Here is a 16,683-nt window from a genome sequence, read left to right as displayed (position 1 = left end):
TCGACACTCGTAATATTCGACATTCGAAACAAAGGGGATATGAATGATGAGAATTATCTTGTATACAGGTAAAGGCGGCGTAGGAAAAACTAGCATTTCAGCAGCAACAGCAATTCAAAGTGCGAAACAAGGATTAAAAACATTAGTAATGAGCACAGATCCTGCTCATAGTTTAGGAGATTCATTTGGTATAAGGCTATCTTCTGAACCACTAGAAATTCGTGAAAATTTGTGGGCACAAGAAATTAATACGATTTATGAAATGGAAAAAGGCTGGGGAAAATTACAGAAATATATTACACTACTCTTCACTTCCAAAGCAGCTGATGATATTACAACAGAAGAGTTAACGATGTTTCCTGGTATGGAAGATTTAATTAGCCTACTTCGCGTACTCGATTATTATAAACAAAACACATATGATGTTATTATCATTGATTGTGCTCCAACAGGAGAAACATTAGCAATGCTAAGCTTTCCAGACATGCTCGGCTGGTGGATGGAAAAATTATTTCCTATTAAAAGAAAAGTTTTAAAAGTCGTTCGTCCTGTAGCTCAACCACTCCTTGGTGTCCCTCTTCCAACCGACGATATTATGGACGAATTAACAAGTACACTTGAACAGCTCGGAGAAATGAGAGATATTTTATCAAATCGAGAAGTAACAAGTATCCGCATCGTTGTAAATCCTGAAAAAATGGTCATTAAAGAAGCCCAGCGCAGCTTTACTTATTTGAATTTATACGATTATAACGTAGATGCCATTATGATTAACCGCGTCATCCCTAACACTGTCACCGATCCTTATTTTCAGGCATGGAAAGATACACAGAAGAAATATAAAACATTAATTAAAGATAGTTTTCAACCCCTTCCTATTTACGAAGCTCCAATGTTTGAACAAGAAGTTGTTGGTTTGTCTATGTTAGAACGTGTAGGAGATTCTTTATTTAAAACTGATCATTCCCCTACAGAAGTGAAATTTAACGGGCGCACTCAATATGTAAAAAAGGATGGCGATGAGTATATTTTCGTTCTGTCCATTCCCTTCTCAAACAAAAGTGAACTTTCCTTAAATCAAAAAGGTGATGAACTTATTATTCGAGCTGGTTCTGTTAAACGGAACATCACGTTACCAAAAACATTAACACACCTTTCTATTCAAGGAGCAAAATTTGAAGAAGATGTACTAAATATTCGGTTTGGAGGTGTAGTACATGCATGAGGAATTACTACGAAGGGTAATTCGTACAAAAGTAAAAGTCGGGATGCATATATTAGAAGAGCTACCTAATCCCATCCAGCATTCAGCTAAGCAAATATTAAATATTTTACAAGAGGAACTAGCTGCTTATCCGAAAGAACAAGAGCATCATGAAGTTAATTTAAAAAATATCATAATTGAATAACTATCTCTGTATAGAGGGCCTTTTTTAGGCTTTCTATACTTTATTGGAGTGATGTAAATTGATGAAAAAACATCCCACTACTATATTCTGGATCATTCCCTTATTATTTTTCATTCATAACCTTGAAGAAGCTTTCCAAATGCCACAATACCTTGCTAATCAATTTTCAATCCGTCTTATAACTAGCCAACAATTTTTCATTGCCATTTCCGTATTAACAATCTTTGTATTACTTATCGTCTTTCTATATCAACTTAACTTCTTGTCTTCTATATGCTGGATTATTTTTATACAAGGGGCCATCTTCTTCAACTCTGTTCAACATATTATTTTGTTTTTCATTTATCGCTCCTATAACCCCGGCGTAATATCAGCATTTTTCATTACTCTCTTTTCTATTTTCTTTTTTTTATCAAAAAAACACTTAATTCATCCAAAGCAATTCGTAATTACACTCCTTTTCAGCTTATTTTCTTATCCCATTATAATTTGGATTACCTTACTGTTCGCTAGCTACTTTCATTCATAAAAAAAGACCAGGAAAACTCCTGGTCTATCACTCTACTTAACAAACATTGGATTCTATGTTATACAAAATTGGAAAGTACAGAATTAGGGTTTGTTTGTTAAGTTTATATGTTGAACGAACTAACAGCGGAGGGGTTCCTTCTGTTAGTCCATTAAACCCAATGATTATTTTACGATTTTTTCAAGCTCATCAAGTGAAAGATCTACTGAAATGGAACCATCATTTGTTTCTTTCTTAATTGCGTCTGTTACTTCTTTTGAATGATATAGTTCAATTACTTTTTTCAATGTTGGATCATCTTTATCTTTCGTACGAGCTGCAAAAATATTAATATATGGCTTCGCATTTGCATTCTTTGGATCTTCTAAGAAAATAGGATCCTTAGCTGGATCTAATCCAGCTTGACCAGCAACACCGTTATTAATAACTGATGCCGCTACATCTTTTAACACACGAGGTGTTTGCTGTGCGATAACCGGTGTAATTTTTAATTTCTTCGGATTTTCAGCAATACCACTTGGATCTCCAAATAGACCAAAGTCTTTTTTAAGCTTTAATAATCCAGCTGCATCAAGAAGTTTTAATGCCCGTGCTTGGTTCGTTGGATCGTTTGGAATTGCAATTTCTGAACCATCTGGGATTTCATTTGCTTTCTTATATTTTTCAGAGTATAAACCCATTGGCGCAATTTGCGTTGTACCAACAGCTGTAATATCTAACTTATGCTCTTTTTTAAATTGCTCTAAGAAAGCAATATGCTGGAATGAGTTTAATTCAATATCTCCATCAGCTAACGCTTTATTTGGCTTTGTGTAATCAGAGAACTCCACCAGTTTAATCTTAATCCCTTCTTTTTCAGCTTTTTTCTTCAAAATTTCCCAAGCGTCTCCATCCGTTCCAGTTACACCGACGCGAACTACTTTTTCTTTCGCTCCTGCACCCGTGTCTCCACTTGAGCAGCCGCTTAATGCTGAGACTCCTACAATCGCTGATAATGCAAATGCTAAAATTTTCTTCATTTTCTTTTCCTCTCTTCCTTTTTATGATCTGCGTAACAAGACTTTCGCAAAGTAGTTTCCTAAATTTTGAGCTATCTGTACGAGAATGATAAGTAACACGACCGTTACGAACATAACTGATGTATCAAAACGTTGATAACCATATGTCATTGCCAAGTCACCAAGACCGCCACCACCGACAAGCCCAGCAACTGCAGAGAATTCAATTAAACCAACTGTCATAAATGTGACACCTAAGATTAATGGTGCTAACGCTTCTGGTACAAGGATTTCAAAAACAATTCTAATTGGCGAGGCGCCCATTGCTTGCGCTGCTTCAATTACTCCTTTCGGAACGGAAACAAGGTTTGTTTCAACCATTCTAGCAATACCAATTGATGCGACTAACGTCATCGGGAAAATTGCCGCTGCTGTTCCAATCGTCGTTCCGATAACACTTCTTGTTAGTGGACTTAAGGCTACTAAAAAGATAATGAATGGTACCGGACGAATTGTATTAATTATGATGTTAAGAATAGAAAAGACCCATTTATTTTCTAAAAAGTTTCCTTTTCTCGTTACATATAAAAGTAAACCTAGAGGTATACCCAGAATTGTAGCAAATATAAGGGTTACAATTACCATTAAGAGGGTATCCCCCGTCGCATCTAGTATACGCGGCCAAAATATACTCCAATCAACTCGCATGAGCTTCTACCTCCTTCAGCTGCACTTGCAGTCTTAGATGTTGTAATGCTTTTTGAATTTCCCTCTGCTCACCTTGCAACTCTACAAGAAGATTTCCAAATAGCACATTTTGAAGTTCAATAATATTTCCGTACAGTACATTTACATCGACGTTATAGTTTTTTGCGATATATGATAGTACCGGCTGTCCTGTCTCCTCACCAGTAAATGTTAGACGATAAATTTGACCACCATTTTGAATTTTCGCTAGAACACTTTTCGGTAAATGATCATTAATGACAGAACGTACAAAGTTTTGAGTCGTCTTTGTTTTTGGTTGTGTGAAAACATCAAACAGTTTTCCTTCTTCAATAACTTTTCCCTTCTCCATTACAGCTACACGGTGACAAATTTCTTTCACAACATGCATTTCATGTGTAATAAGAAGAATTGTTAAATTGTATTCTCGATTTACTTTCTTTAATAAGTTTAGAATTTCTGTCGTTGTTTCTGGATCTAAGGCTGATGTTGCCTCATCACATATAAGAATATCTGGCGATGTCGCAAGTGCTCTAGCAATGCCCACACGCTGCTTTTGTCCACCTGATAGCTGCTCTGGGTAATAGTTTGCTTTATCTTCTAACCCTACAAACTTCAGCAGTTCATTTACTCTTTTTTTTATCTCATTCTTTGGTACTTTCGCTAACTTTAATGGATAAGCAATATTTCCAAATACTGTTCTTGAATTAAATAAATTAAAACTTTGAAAAATCATTCCAATTCTTTGTCTCAGTTTACGTAATTCTTTCGTCGATAATGATGTAATATCTTTATCATCTATTGAAATCGTTCCTGCCGTCGGTCTCTCTAACATATTTACTAAGCGTAATAACGTACTCTTTCCAGCGCCACTAAAACCGATAATGCCAAAAATTTCGCCTTTCTCAACTGATAATGTTACATCCTCCACCGCATGAACAGATTGGCCAGCTGATTCATACACTTTACTTACATTGTTAAAAGAAATCATTTTTTTCCCTCCTATATGCTGTAAAAACTTGAAGCAGAGCTTTCGAGGTAAAATAAAAAGTGCCCTCCTTCTTATCAACCATAAAGATAAGAAGGAGAGCACTTATATGTACTCGTTCACATCTTCTCATCTTCCAAGCCTTTATATGGCTTGCTGGAGTTAGCACGGTATTAAAAAACCCGTTGCTGAGGTATCGTAGGGCCAGTCCCTCCACCTCTCTGGATAAGAATGTATCGATTTAATTGTCGTTTAATTAATTCTCATTATAGAACTCAGAATAATAAGAGTCAATACATTTTTTAGAAAAATATTAATTATTCCTTTATTAAAATTTTCAGATGAATATTCATCTGAAAAATAGTAACTTTCAAGGTTATTTAAAATTCTTCTTCCTCATATTTTTAAACAGGAGAATCCTCTCTACGAATTGAATAAATTTATTTGAATATGAAACTCGGAGGAAGATAAATATATGAAAACAGCTCTTTTACTCGTCGATATTCAAAACGATTATTTTCCAAATGGAAAGATGGAATTGCGTAATCCAGTAGAAGCAAGCGAATATGCTAATCAGTTATTACAACACTTTAGAACAAACAGCGAACCTATTTTTCATATCCAACACGTAGCTATAAAAGATGACGCTACTTTTTTCCTACCTAATACAGAAGGTGTACATATTCATGAAAGCGTACGTCCACTTAGAGAAGAAACAGTTATAGTCAAACATTATCCAAATAGCTTCCGAGAAACTAATCTTCTAGAGCAATTAAAACGTTTAAATATTGAACATGTCGTTGTATGCGGGATGATGACTCATATGTGTATCGATGCAACAGTAAGGGCTGCATTCGATTTTGGCTTTCAATGTACCGTTATACATGACGCTTGTGCTACAAAAGACCTTTCTTTTAAGAACGCTACTATACCAGCTGTTTATATTCACAATACAATTTTAGCTAGTTTAAATGGCGTATATGCAAATGTAATAAGCACGCAAGAATTTTTAGCTACATAAAAAAACACTCCTTTCAGTGAGCAAAACTGAAAGGAGTGTTCCTTGTCGAACCATAGATTTTCTTTCAAATTGTATTATACAGGAAATTCTCAAAATGAATACTAAAAAATATGACTAATAAGTCAACTTTTCTCATCATTTTATTTCTGTTCACATGTTTATCACGCTATTAATAGGTTTTAGCTCATTCTCTTCGAACGACGGTAATATATGGGGGTTCAATTTTAAAAGGAGCTCTTCACATTCTGTGAAGAGCTCCTCTACTATTTCTTATAAAGTTTCAGAAGTAGTTTTTGCTTGCATGTGAAGTGCTAAGTAATCAGGTCCACCAGCTTTAGAGTCTGTACCAGACATGTTAAAGCCACCGAATGGTTGGTAACCTACGATTGCACCAGTACATCCACGGTTGAAGTATAAGTTACCAACGTGGAAGTCTTCGCGTGCTTTTTCAATATGGTCACGGTTGTTAGTAATAACAGCACCTGTTAAACCGTATTCCGTATTGTTTGCAATTGCAAGTGCATGATCAAAGTCTTTCGCTTTACAGAATGCTACTACTGGTCCGAAGATTTCTTCTTTCATTAAGCGAGCATCTTCTGCAACGTCAGCAACGATTGTTGGTTGGATGAACCAGCCTTTAGAATCGTCTCCTTCGCCACCTGCTAAGATTCTACCTTCTTCTTTACCAATTGCAACATAGCTCATTACTTTATCAAATGCAGCTTGGTCATTAACAGGACCCATGTTTGTACCTAATACTGCTGGGTTAGCAACTTTTAATTCTTTTGTTAATTCAACAGCACGATTTAATACGTGATCGTATACATCTTCATGGATTACTGCACGAGAACATGCAGAACATTTTTGTCCTGAGAATCCGAATGCTGATGCAACGATAGACTTAGCTGCTAATTCAAGATCTGCTTCTTTATCAACAACGATTGTATCTTTACCGCCCATTTCAGCGATAACACGTTTTAACCAAATTTGTCCTGGGTTTACTTTCGCTGCACGCTCGTAGATACGGATACCTACATCACGAGATCCCGTGAAGCTTACGAAACGTGTACGAGGATGATCTACTAAGTAGTCACCAACTTCAGAACCGTTACCTGGAACGAAGTTTACTACGCCAGCTGGTAAGCCAGCTTCTTCTAATACTTCCATAAATTTCGCTGCTACTACAGGAGTTGTACTAGCTGGTTTTAGTAATACTGTGTTACCAGAAACTAAAGCAGCTGTTGTCATACCTGCCATAATTGCGAATGGGAAGTTCCAAGGAGAAATGATAACACCTACTCCTAATGGAATGTAAGAGAAACGATTATATTCAATTGGACGGCTTTCTACTGGAATACCGTCTTTTAATTTTAACATTTGACGACCATAATATTCCATAAAGTCGATTGCTTCTGCTGTATCAGCATCTGCCTCATTCCATGGCTTACCTGCTTCTTTTACAAGAATAGCAGAGAATTCATGTTTTCTGCGACGAACGATTGCTGCAGCACGGAATAAAATATCTGCACGCATTTCTGGCTTTGATTTTCTCCAAGTTTGGAATGTTTCATCCGCTACTTGCATTGCTTTTTCAGCTAACTCACGGCTTGCTTTTGAAACACGACCAACAAGTTCCTCTTTATTTGCAGGGTTTACAGAAACAATTTTGTCTTCTGTAGTGATTTTTTCTCCCCCAATAATTAATGGATAGTCTTGTCCAAGATAAGATTCTACTTTCTTTAAACCTTCTTCAAACGCTAATTTGTTAGCCTCCACTGAAAAATCTGTAAATGGCTCATGTTTGTATGCTACTACCATTTTTTTAGCCTCCCCTTAGAAAAACGTTTACATTTTACAACATTATTCTACACGATAATTTAGATTTATTCAAATATTCCTAGACTTATATTTTAAAAATTAATAAATTTTTAAAATATAATAAAAAAAAGAGATTCATACATGCGTATGAATCTACAAAATATGAGTATATTCCAAAACATTTTTCCCAATCAATAATATAGTAACTAATAAAAATAAAGTTCTTACATATCCAACACCTTTTTGAACCGCAAACTTCGATCCAAAATAAGCACCTAAGATCATTGATAATCCCATGATAATACCGTATTCAAAATGAATTATGTCTAAAAATAAAAAAGTAATTAAAGATACAATATTACTAACAAAGTTCAAAAGTTTTCCAGATGCTGCCGCTTGAATAAAATCCAAGCCAATTAATAAAAATGCAAAAATTAAAAACGACCCTGTCCCTGGTCCAAAAAAACCATCATAAAATCCTATCATTAAAATAGCAAAGAAAAATATTAATGTTTTTCTTTGCGTCATCTTCTTATAGGTAGACACACTTCCCCAATTCTTTTTTGCAATAATATAAATAGCAATAAATACCAACATTACAAGTACTAATGGGCGTAAAATATCCGATGGAATAAATTTTACTACTAAAGCACCTGCAACAGCTCCAACAATAGTTAACGGGATTAACTTTCCTACAATTTTAAAATCAACTTTTCCTGATCGAATGAAATACATCGCACTCGTAAACGTCCCCATTGTTGCCGCTAATTTATTCGTTGCAATTGCCGAAGCTGGCGATAAGCCAACAAACATAAGTGCAGGAAGCGAAATTAACCCTCCTCCTCCAACAACGGAATCAATAAAAGCTGCTAAAAAACCGAATGCAATTAATAAAATAATGACTTGAAAACTTAATTCTTCCATGAGCTTTACCCCTTACCCCTATTTTTTACAACATTTTAAATTATAACAAAATTATATAAGAAAAAAAGCTGTTCCATAGAGGAACAGCCTTCATATTTAATCTAAAATTTTCACAAGTGGTTCATCTTGTTTTGCTTCACGTATAATAATAGCTTCTGGGCGTTCTACAGATTTAATCGTTACTTGTACTTTCATATAATTCGGGAAGTATTCCATAACAAGCCCTGCCACATATTGTGTAAAACCAACTATTTCAGCTTTTCCATTAAACTGGACAGGAATATCAAGCTTCATTTCTCTTAATTCATCATCTCTATACATACCAGTACCAATAACAGCTGTATAGTCGCCTTGGAAATAATCGCTTAGTTTTGCCTTAAAGTTGGATACTCTTGCAAGATCTTCACGTTTATTATCTGTTTTCGCTTGCTCTGATGGGAACAAATAATATTTTTCATTAATTTGTTTCCAATTTTCAACCGTTTCACTACCTTTTTCGACATTTGCATAAGAAACAAAATTACCTGGCACGAGCGAAGACTTTGGAGCTTGGCGATAAATCGCAAATGTTATCGGAATATTTTTTGTTTCAGGTTCTTTTTGATGTATGACTTTCAAAATTTCTTGCGCCATTTTTTTCCCTTCAGCTAACATCTTTTCATCTGGGATTGCAGCTTCACGTGGGTAACCATGCTCTTCGTTAAAATATTGAACAGAATTCATCGCTAATCCAACTACCATACCAACACGTTCCTCGCCGTTATCGCCTTTTTTCACGTAATAATCATGCTCTAAAATATTTGAAATATATATTGGATTTTTTTTATTTTTCACTTCTAGTGATTCGGATCCTGTTCCTAATGCAGGATTTAATCCTATATTAGGAAATTTAACTGCATCTTTTTTTAATTTTTCCTCTAGTTCCTTTTGTTCAGCATCTGTACGTTTTCTTTTAACAAGCATCTGTATAGTTTGAGTATCTAGAGCTTTTCCGCCTTTTAAAAAATTATCTTTCGTACTAAATGATTCTTTTGCAATTCGCATTAATCCTGTTTCAAATTCATCTATATCAAGGCGACTATTTAACCCTTGCACCACTAAACCACGTGCCTTTCCACCATCAAATGGAATAGTCGTCTTATAATATTCATCCGAAATAGCGTATTTTGGAACAACTGATTGTTCTTTTGCTTTCCCCGATTTCCCAGCCACTTTTTCATCTTTGTCGGCACCTGCACTACACCCACTTACAAGTAGGCCAAGGCTTAATACCGCTAATGCTATTTTTTTCATGGTAAGTTTGCACCTCTTACTTATTTAGCTCTTGTAAGAACCTCTCTTCATTCCAAACCTCAACATTATGTTTCTCCGCTTGTGCTAATTTCGAACCAGCTGCTTCACCTGCAACAACTAAATCCGTACTCTTACTAACACTTCCTGTTACTTTTCCACCTAATGCCTCAATCTTCTTCTTCGCTTCACTTCGTCCCATAACTTCTAGCTTACCTGTTAAAACAACCGTTTTTCCTGCGAAGTAAGATTCAACATTTTGTAAATCTGCAATTTTTATACCTTTGTATGTCATATTCACGCCATACTCTTTAAACTGCTGTAATAACTCTAATACATCTTCATTATCAAAATATGTCACAACAGATTGAGCCATTTTTTCGCCAATTTCATTAATTGCTTTTAGTTCTTCTTCCGTTGCTTTTACAAGCTCATCCATCGTTTCAAAGTGCTCTGCAAATGTACGTGCTGCTTTCGCTCCAACGTGGCGAATTCCAAGACCAAATAATAATCGCTCTAACGAGTTTTCTTTAGAATTTTCAATTGCTTGTATTAAGTTTGTTGCTGATTTTTCACCAAAACGTTCTAACTGTAATAATTGCTCTTTCGTCAATGCATATAAATCAGCAAATGTACGAATGTAATCAGCATCAAAGAGTTGTGTAATGACACGTTCTCCAAGTCCATCAATATTCATTGCATTTCTTGAAACGAAATGGATTAACCCTTCTCGAATTTGAGCAGGACAAGTTGGATTTATACAACGAAGTGCTACTTCTTCTTCTAAACGAACAAGTTCACTCTCACATGCTGGACAATGAGTTGGCATGCGGTATTCTTCTTCCTCACCAGTACGCTTATCAAAAATAACGTTCACAACTTCAGGAATAATATCTCCAGCCTTCTTCACAACAACGTAGTCACCAATTCGAATGTCTTTTTCACGAATTAAATCTTCGTTATGTAAAGAAGCACGACGAACAATCGTACCAGCAACTCTCACTGGCTCTAGTTCTGCAGTCGGTGTTACAACCCCTGTTCGGCCAACACTTAATTCAATGCCTGTTAATCTCGTTACAACTTCTTCAGCCGGGAATTTATAAGCAATCGCCCATCTTGGACTCTTCGCTGTAGTTCCTAGACTTTCTTGAAGGGCAACATCATCTACTTTTATAACGATTCCATCAATCTCATAATCAAGATGCGGACGTTTTTCTTGCCATTCTTCTACATAAGCTATAACTTCTTCAATTGTTTCACATGTACGGCGATTTGGATTTGTCTTAAATCCAAGTTCACCTAAGAAATCCAGCGATTCACCATGTGATGAAATTGTTTTTTCTTCTACATTCGCAAGACCATACACAAACATAGATAAGTTACGCTTCGCTGCAATTTTCGGATCAAGTTGACGTATTGAACCTGCTGCTGCATTACGCGGATTCGCAAATACATCTTCTCCATTTTGCTCTTTTTCTTCATTTAGTTTAACGAATGAACGCTTCGGCATATATGCTTCGCCTCGTGCTTCTAACGTTACTTCTTCATTTAAACGCAGTGGGATAGCTTTAATCGTTTTTAAATTTTGAGTAATATCTTCACCCGTTACACCATCACCACGTGTCGCCCCTTGAATGAAGCGTCCTTTTTCATAATGAAGCGAAACGGCAAGCCCGTCAATTTTTAATTCACATATATATCTTACATTCGCACCATCAATTCCTTGACGTACTCTTCTGTCGAAATCACGTAAATCTCCTTCGTTAAATGCATTTCCTAAACTTAACATTGGTGACTTATGTGTTACTTTTTCAAATATATCAAGAACAGTCCCCCCAACGCGAACGGAGGGAGAATCTTCACTCATAAACTCTGGGTTCTCTGCTTCTAATTTTATAAGCTCCTGCATATTACGGTCATATTCCGCATCAGAAACAGAAGGATTGTCTAATACGTGATATTGATAGTTAAATGTATTTAACAAGTCACGTAATTCTTCTATACGTTTTTTTACTATCTCTTTTGACATATCCTCATTCCTTTCCTATTGTTTCGTCACAGGTGCAAATTTTGCTAACAAACGTTTAACACCAATTGGGCTTGGGAACGCAATATCTAATTCTTTTGCATCACCTTCACCTTTTACACTTACAACTGTACCGACTCCCCATTTTTGGTGGGAAGCTTTATCTCCTACAGCCCAGCCAATTTGTTCGCCACCTGTCGTCTTAGCTGCAGGGCGCGCGAAAGCTGAACGAGAGCGTGTTGCTGTTGTGATTGTCGTTTTGCCGCTACTTGCCGTTCTGCCTTTTGTACCAAACGATGTTTCACGCTTCGGCGCTGTTTCATTTAATGATTCCACTAGTTCTGTCGGTATTTCTGTAATAAATCGAGACGCAGCGTTCATACTTGTTCTACCAAATAATGTACGCATTTGCGCGTTAGATAAATATAGCTCTTCTTCTGCACGAGTAATACCTACATAAGCAAGACGACGTTCTTCTTGCATTTCATCCTCTTCCATAAGAGAACGAGTATGAGGGAATATCCCTTCCTCTAAGCCAACAATAAAGACAACCGGGAACTCTAATCCTTTCGCCGAGTGCATCGTCATTAAAATAACTTCTTCACCAGCAGTTGGGTCTTCATCTACACGATCAATATCAGCAACAAGTGCTAAATCTGTTAAGAATGCAACAAGGCTCTTATCTTCGCTTTGAGATTCAAATGTTTGCGTAACAGATAAGAACTCGTCTAAGTTTTCTAAACGACCTTCCGCTTCTAAAGAACGTTCATTTTTCAACATATCGCGATAGCCTGTTTTTTCAATAACTTCTTCTACTAATTCTGTAACAGATAAATACTCTTGCATATTTACCCAGTTATTTAATAAATTCGCGAATTCTTTTACTGCCTTTGTAATTTTTGCACTTACTCCAACATGCTCAATCTCATCAAATACAGCAGTTAATGAAATTCCATTTTGCACACCGTAATTAATAATTTTATCGATAGAAGTCGCACCAATGCCACGCTTTGGCACATTTATAATACGTGCAAAACTAATTTCATCATCTGGATTACCGATTAAACGTAAGTACGCCAAAATATCTTTAATCTCTTTACGATCGTAGAACTTCGTACCCCCGACAATTTTATACGGAATGTTAGATTTAAGGAAAATCTCCTCGACCATACGAGACTGAGCATTCGTACGATATAGCACTGCAAAATCAGTATATTTTCGTTTCCCCATTTGAATATCGTCACGAATTTTTTTTGCAACAAAATACGCTTCGTCCTTTTCAGTTGCAGCACGATAATACGAGATTTTACTTCCAACTTGATTGTCTGTCCATAATTTCTTCGGCTTACGATTCGTATTTTTTTCAATAACAGCATTCGCTGCATTTAAAATATTTTGTGACGAACGATAGTTTTGTTCTAACAGAATTACTTGTGCATTCTCATAGTCTTTTTCGAATGACAAAATGTTAGAAATATCTGCACCACGCCAGCGATAAATAGACTGGTCAGAGTCACCCACAACGCAAAGATTTTTAAAACGCGCTGCCAAATGTTTAACAAGAAGATATTGCGCTTTATTTGTATCTTGATACTCATCAACATGAATATATTGGAACTTACGCTGATAAAACTCTAATACTTCTGGAACACGTTCAAATAGCTGAATCGTCGTCATAATTAAATCATCAAAGTCTAATGAATTATTTTTCAAAAGACGTTTTTGATACTCTGTGTATACATCGCTCGTTAATTTTTCATATGGATCAGCCATTGTAATTTTTTTTGCATATTTATCCGCAGATAACAGTTCATTTTTCGCATTACTAATGCCCGCTAAAATAGAGCGCGGCTCAAATTTCTTCGGATCAACATTGCGCTCTTTCATAATTTTTTTGACTACAGTTAGCTGATCACCTGAATCTAAGATTGTAAAGTTACGATTAATACCAATACGATCGATATCGCGTCGTAAAATACGTACACACATAGAGTGAAACGTCGAAATCCAAATATCTTCTGCTTCTGGTCCCACAAGTGTATCAATACGCTCACGCATTTCACGAGCTGCTTTATTTGTGAAGGTAATAGCTAGTACATTCCATGGTGCTACACCTTTTTCACCAAGTAAATACGCAATACGATGTGTTAACACACGTGTCTTACCACTACCTGCACCTGCCATTAATAGAAGTGGTCCATTCGTTGTTTGTACTGCTTTTTGTTGCTGTGGATTTAAACCGTTTAATAACTTATCTGTCATACTCATATACGCCTGCACCTACTCTCCTTTTACTGCTTTAACTGTTTTTAACGCCGATTTTATATCATCATAAATAATATTTCCAACAACTACTGTATCAGCATATTGTGCCATTTCTTTCGCCTGTTCTGCATTAGAAATACCACCGCCATAATATAACTTAGCTTGTTTCAATTCTGCTTTTACATTTTTAACAAGTTCAACATCTCCATACGTACCGCTATATTCTAAATAAAATATCGGTAAACGTAATAGCTTGTCTGCTAAACGAGCATATGCAATAACGTCATCTTCTGTTACATCACATTTCGCTTCTGTAAGCTGGGCTACTTTCGCTTCTGGATTTAAAACACAATACCCTTCCATAAAAATTTCGTCCCAGTCCATAATATCCCCAAATTCTTTCAATGCCTCATGATGAACACCTGTTACCCATTCTACTTTTCGGCTATTTAAAACACTTGGGATGTAATAAAAATCAAATCCTGGTGTAATTGCTTCTACATCAGAAACCTCTAATACACAAGGAACTGCATATCTACGAATGCTAACTAGCATGTGTAATACGTTATCAATTGTAACTCCATCACTTCCGCCTACAATAACCGCATCAGTTCCAGACTCACAAATCATTTCTAAATGTTCATCGCTTAACTCCTTATTTGGATCAAGCTTAAATACATGTTTCCATCCGGAAATATCGTACATGAAAACACCCTTCCTTTTCTCTAGTTATATATATTTCTGTTCAAAATAACAGTTTATTTTCATCATTATTGTTTTAACTTCATCTTAAATATTTGTTTAAAACGGAGAATTAAGTTTGGAATTACCTCTTCCATATTTTTTAAACTAGAGGATTTAATTTTGAAGTTCCTTTTATGCATTCTTTCATTATAACAAAAAAAGTTACTTACACACACGCACATTCCAACATCTTTTTCCACGTCAAATGTTGGATTACATATCCCAAAAATCAAACGGGATACTAATAAAAGAAATAGTATTATCTATTTCAACTTTCATAAAAAGGAGTGTTTTTCTAATGAAGCAAAATATCGGGACAATAAACGCTCTAATTCGAATTACACTTGGTCTCGTCCTCTTCGGATGTAGTGCAACTAAACTTGTACGCAAGCCGTGGTGCACTTGGTCTAACATTTTTCTATGGATTGGTGCAATGAAAGTTGCAGAAGGAATTGTTCGTTTCTGCCCTGTTGTTGAAATGTGGAAATTCGGAAAATACATGAATATGGGGGCATTTAAAATGCCTAGCATGAATTTTGCTGAAAAAGGACATGCTAAAGAAGAAGTGAATCAAACTTCCACTCATGACAAGCCAGAGTCAAAAGGAAGTTATGACGCTTCTGACAAAGAGATTGAGTCAGCGATTGAAGATATAATCCTGGCAAAACCGCTTTGAATCATTTGTCACGATGCAAGATGCTCTCAAAGGGACTTAGCTGCTGCAGTGGGCGGTTAAGTCTTCTTTATTTTACCACAAAACAGAACGTACATTCTCTTTTTGAACCTTAAAATGTATATAAAAGATATCAACCAATAAAATTCAGAAAATTAGATGCATACCTCTTGCTTAAAATGATATAAAAGTGATATCATTTTTATATCAGGAGGCGATCATATGAAAGAAAAACAAGTATTTTATGTAAATGGTTTTCTCGGTATTATTGGAATTTTGATTTTAGCTGCTATCGGTGTATTTTTCCTTGCACAAGAAATTTTCATAGGAGCGGCACTAACTATTATATTAGCCGCAGTTCTCGCTACAGGTATCGGTATTGTTCAACCGAATCAAGCGAAGGTTATTACGTTCTTCGGTAATTATTTAGGAACAATTCGTCAAAACGGTTTATTTTTAACGATTCCGTTCGCATTCCGTCAAACTGTATCTTTACGTGTTGAAAACTTTAACAGTAAAAAATTAAAAGTAAATGACGTTGATGGAAATCCAATTGAAATTGCAGCTGTTATCGTATATAAAGTTGTTGATTCTGCAAAAGCAATGTTTGGTGTTGAACATTATGATCGATTTGTAGAAATTCAAAGCGAAACGGCAATCCGCCATGTTGCAACAAAATATCCTTATGACAATTTCCAAGATGAAACCTGCGTTACGTTACGCGGAAATACTGAAGAAATCTCTGAGGAATTAAAACGTGAGTTAGAGGCGCGTCTTGAAATTGCTGGTGTAGAAGTATTAGAAACTCGTTTAACGCACTTAGCTTACGCAACAGAAATTGCCCATGCAATGCTACAACGCCAGCAAGCAAAAGCAGTATTAGCTGCTAGAAAAGAAATTGTTGAAGGTGCTGTGAAGATGGCGAAAGACTCCATCCATATGTTAGATGAAGAAGGCGTACTAGAACTCGATGACGAGCGTAAAGCAAATATGGTAAACAACTTATTAGTTGCCATCGTTTCAGATAAAGGTGCGCAGCCAGTTATTAATACAGGAAGCCTATACTAAGGGCTATAAGTAATTATGGCTAAAAAGAAAAGCTTTCCATTACGTATTGATCCTGAATTACACGCAGTCATCGAAAAATGGGCAAATGATGAATTTCGTAGCGTCAATGCACACATCGAGTATTTACTTCGAGAAATGGCAAAGCAAAAAGGGAAATTAAAAAAAGATAAAGATGCATAAAAAATCCCGCTGATTCCTCAGCGG

At 36.0% G+C, this 16,683-nt stretch carries 15 protein-coding genes, 1 pseudogene and 1 riboswitch; of the genes and pseudogenes, 7 read left to right on the top strand and 9 right to left on the bottom strand.

Annotation, left to right across the window (positions count from 1 at the left end; all coding sequences use genetic code 11):
• Nucleotides 1-43 precede the first annotated feature (43 nt).
• The 3 genes from MHB52_RS01890 (at nt 44) to MHB52_RS01880 (ending at nt 1,938) form a co-directional block, all read left to right on the top strand.
• Nucleotides 44-1,225, top strand: coding sequence for an ArsA family ATPase (locus MHB52_RS01890; RefSeq protein ID WP_016117076.1), 1,182 nt, complete (start codon nt 44-46; stop codon nt 1,223-1,225).
• Complete coding sequence (locus MHB52_RS01885; protein ID WP_000544104.1) at nt 1,218-1,409, top strand: DUF3926 domain-containing protein; 192 nt, start codon at nt 1,218-1,220, stop codon at nt 1,407-1,409. Before MHB52_RS01890 ends, MHB52_RS01885 begins: the two co-directional genes overlap by 8 nt.
• 61 nt (nt 1,410-1,470) lie before the next feature.
• Nucleotides 1,471-1,938 carry an HXXEE domain-containing protein gene (locus tag MHB52_RS01880; protein WP_016117075.1) on the top strand — a complete coding sequence of 156 codons (468 nt, stop codon included), beginning with the start codon at nt 1,471-1,473 and terminating at the stop codon, nt 1,936-1,938.
• Between the two features lie 164 nt (nt 1,939-2,102).
• Here MHB52_RS01880 and MHB52_RS01875 read toward each other — a convergent pair whose 3' ends face one another.
• Genes MHB52_RS01875 through MHB52_RS01865 form a run of 3 tightly spaced genes read right to left on the bottom strand, consistent with a single transcriptional unit; the run spans nt 2,103 to nt 4,653 of the window.
• Nucleotides 2,103-2,957 (bottom strand): MetQ/NlpA family ABC transporter substrate-binding protein, encoded by an 855-nt coding sequence (locus tag MHB52_RS01875; RefSeq protein ID WP_061662925.1) that lies wholly within the window; start codon nt 2,955-2,957, stop codon nt 2,103-2,105.
• A 21-nt stretch (nt 2,958-2,978) separates the two neighbouring features.
• Complete coding sequence (locus MHB52_RS01870) at nt 2,979-3,644, bottom strand: methionine ABC transporter permease (RefSeq protein WP_001261865.1); 666 nt, start codon at nt 3,642-3,644, stop codon at nt 2,979-2,981.
• On the bottom strand, nt 3,634-4,653 hold the full coding sequence (locus MHB52_RS01865) for a methionine ABC transporter ATP-binding protein (protein ID WP_061662924.1): 1,020 nt from the start codon (nt 4,651-4,653) through the stop codon (nt 3,634-3,636). Before MHB52_RS01865 ends, MHB52_RS01870 begins: the two co-directional genes overlap by 11 nt.
• 123 nt (nt 4,654-4,776) lie before the next feature.
• Nucleotides 4,777-4,882, bottom strand: a riboswitch (SAM riboswitch).
• Nucleotides 4,883-5,125: 243 nt separating this feature from the next.
• On the opposite strand from MHB52_RS01865, the pseudogene MHB52_RS01860 reads away from it, so the two are divergent.
• Nucleotides 5,126-5,691: pseudogene (locus MHB52_RS01860) on the top strand (cysteine hydrolase family protein).
• A gap of 250 nt (nt 5,692-5,941) precedes the next feature.
• Here the strand turns inward: MHB52_RS01860 and pruA are convergent.
• The 6 genes from pruA to MHB52_RS01830 all read right to left on the bottom strand — a co-directional run bounded on the left by pruA (nt 5,942) and on the right by MHB52_RS01830 (nt 14,699).
• Complete coding sequence (gene pruA, locus MHB52_RS01855) at nt 5,942-7,489, bottom strand: L-glutamate gamma-semialdehyde dehydrogenase (protein WP_000259552.1); 1,548 nt, start codon at nt 7,487-7,489, stop codon at nt 5,942-5,944.
• A gap of 153 nt (nt 7,490-7,642) precedes the next feature.
• The gene (locus tag MHB52_RS01850; protein WP_000391975.1) at nt 7,643-8,413 is read right to left on the bottom strand and encodes a TSUP family transporter; all 771 of its coding nucleotides are present in this window, start codon (nt 8,411-8,413) and stop codon (nt 7,643-7,645) included.
• Between the two features lie 96 nt (nt 8,414-8,509).
• Nucleotides 8,510-9,706, bottom strand: a complete 1,197-nt coding sequence (locus tag MHB52_RS01845) for a CamS family sex pheromone protein (protein WP_061662923.1) — start codon at nt 9,704-9,706, stop codon at nt 8,510-8,512.
• Between the two features lie 16 nt (nt 9,707-9,722).
• Nucleotides 9,723-11,732 (bottom strand): NAD-dependent DNA ligase LigA, encoded by a 2,010-nt coding sequence (gene ligA, locus MHB52_RS01840; RefSeq protein WP_000031612.1) that lies wholly within the window; start codon nt 11,730-11,732, stop codon nt 9,723-9,725.
• Between the two features lie 15 nt (nt 11,733-11,747).
• Nucleotides 11,748-13,997, bottom strand: coding sequence for a DNA helicase PcrA (gene pcrA / locus MHB52_RS01835; protein ID WP_002100669.1), 2,250 nt, complete (start codon nt 13,995-13,997; stop codon nt 11,748-11,750).
• A 12-nt stretch (nt 13,998-14,009) separates the two neighbouring features.
• The gene (locus MHB52_RS01830) at nt 14,010-14,699 is read right to left on the bottom strand and encodes a heptaprenylglyceryl phosphate synthase (RefSeq protein WP_000272103.1); all 690 of its coding nucleotides are present in this window, start codon (nt 14,697-14,699) and stop codon (nt 14,010-14,012) included.
• A 337-nt stretch (nt 14,700-15,036) separates the two neighbouring features.
• On the opposite strand from MHB52_RS01830, the gene MHB52_RS01825 reads away from it, so the two are divergent.
• The 3 genes from MHB52_RS01825 (at nt 15,037) to MHB52_RS01815 (ending at nt 16,659) form a co-directional block, all read left to right on the top strand.
• Nucleotides 15,037-15,414 (top strand): YgaP family membrane protein, encoded by a 378-nt coding sequence (locus MHB52_RS01825; protein ID WP_000812345.1) that lies wholly within the window; start codon nt 15,037-15,039, stop codon nt 15,412-15,414.
• 219 nt (nt 15,415-15,633) lie between these two features.
• The gene (locus MHB52_RS01820) at nt 15,634-16,479 is read left to right on the top strand and encodes an SPFH domain-containing protein (protein WP_000660669.1); all 846 of its coding nucleotides are present in this window, start codon (nt 15,634-15,636) and stop codon (nt 16,477-16,479) included.
• Between the two features lie 15 nt (nt 16,480-16,494).
• Entirely contained in the window at nt 16,495-16,659 is a 165-nt protein-coding gene (locus tag MHB52_RS01815; protein WP_001085171.1) for a toxin-antitoxin system HicB family antitoxin, read from the top strand.
• Nucleotides 16,660-16,683: the final 24 nt, after the last annotated feature.

This window comes from Bacillus sp. FSL K6-0073 (genome assembly GCF_038006085.1).
Lineage (GTDB): Bacteria > Bacillota > Bacilli > Bacillales > Bacillaceae_G > Bacillus_A > Bacillus_A cereus.
This window is presented reverse-complemented; position numbering and strand designations above follow the sequence as displayed.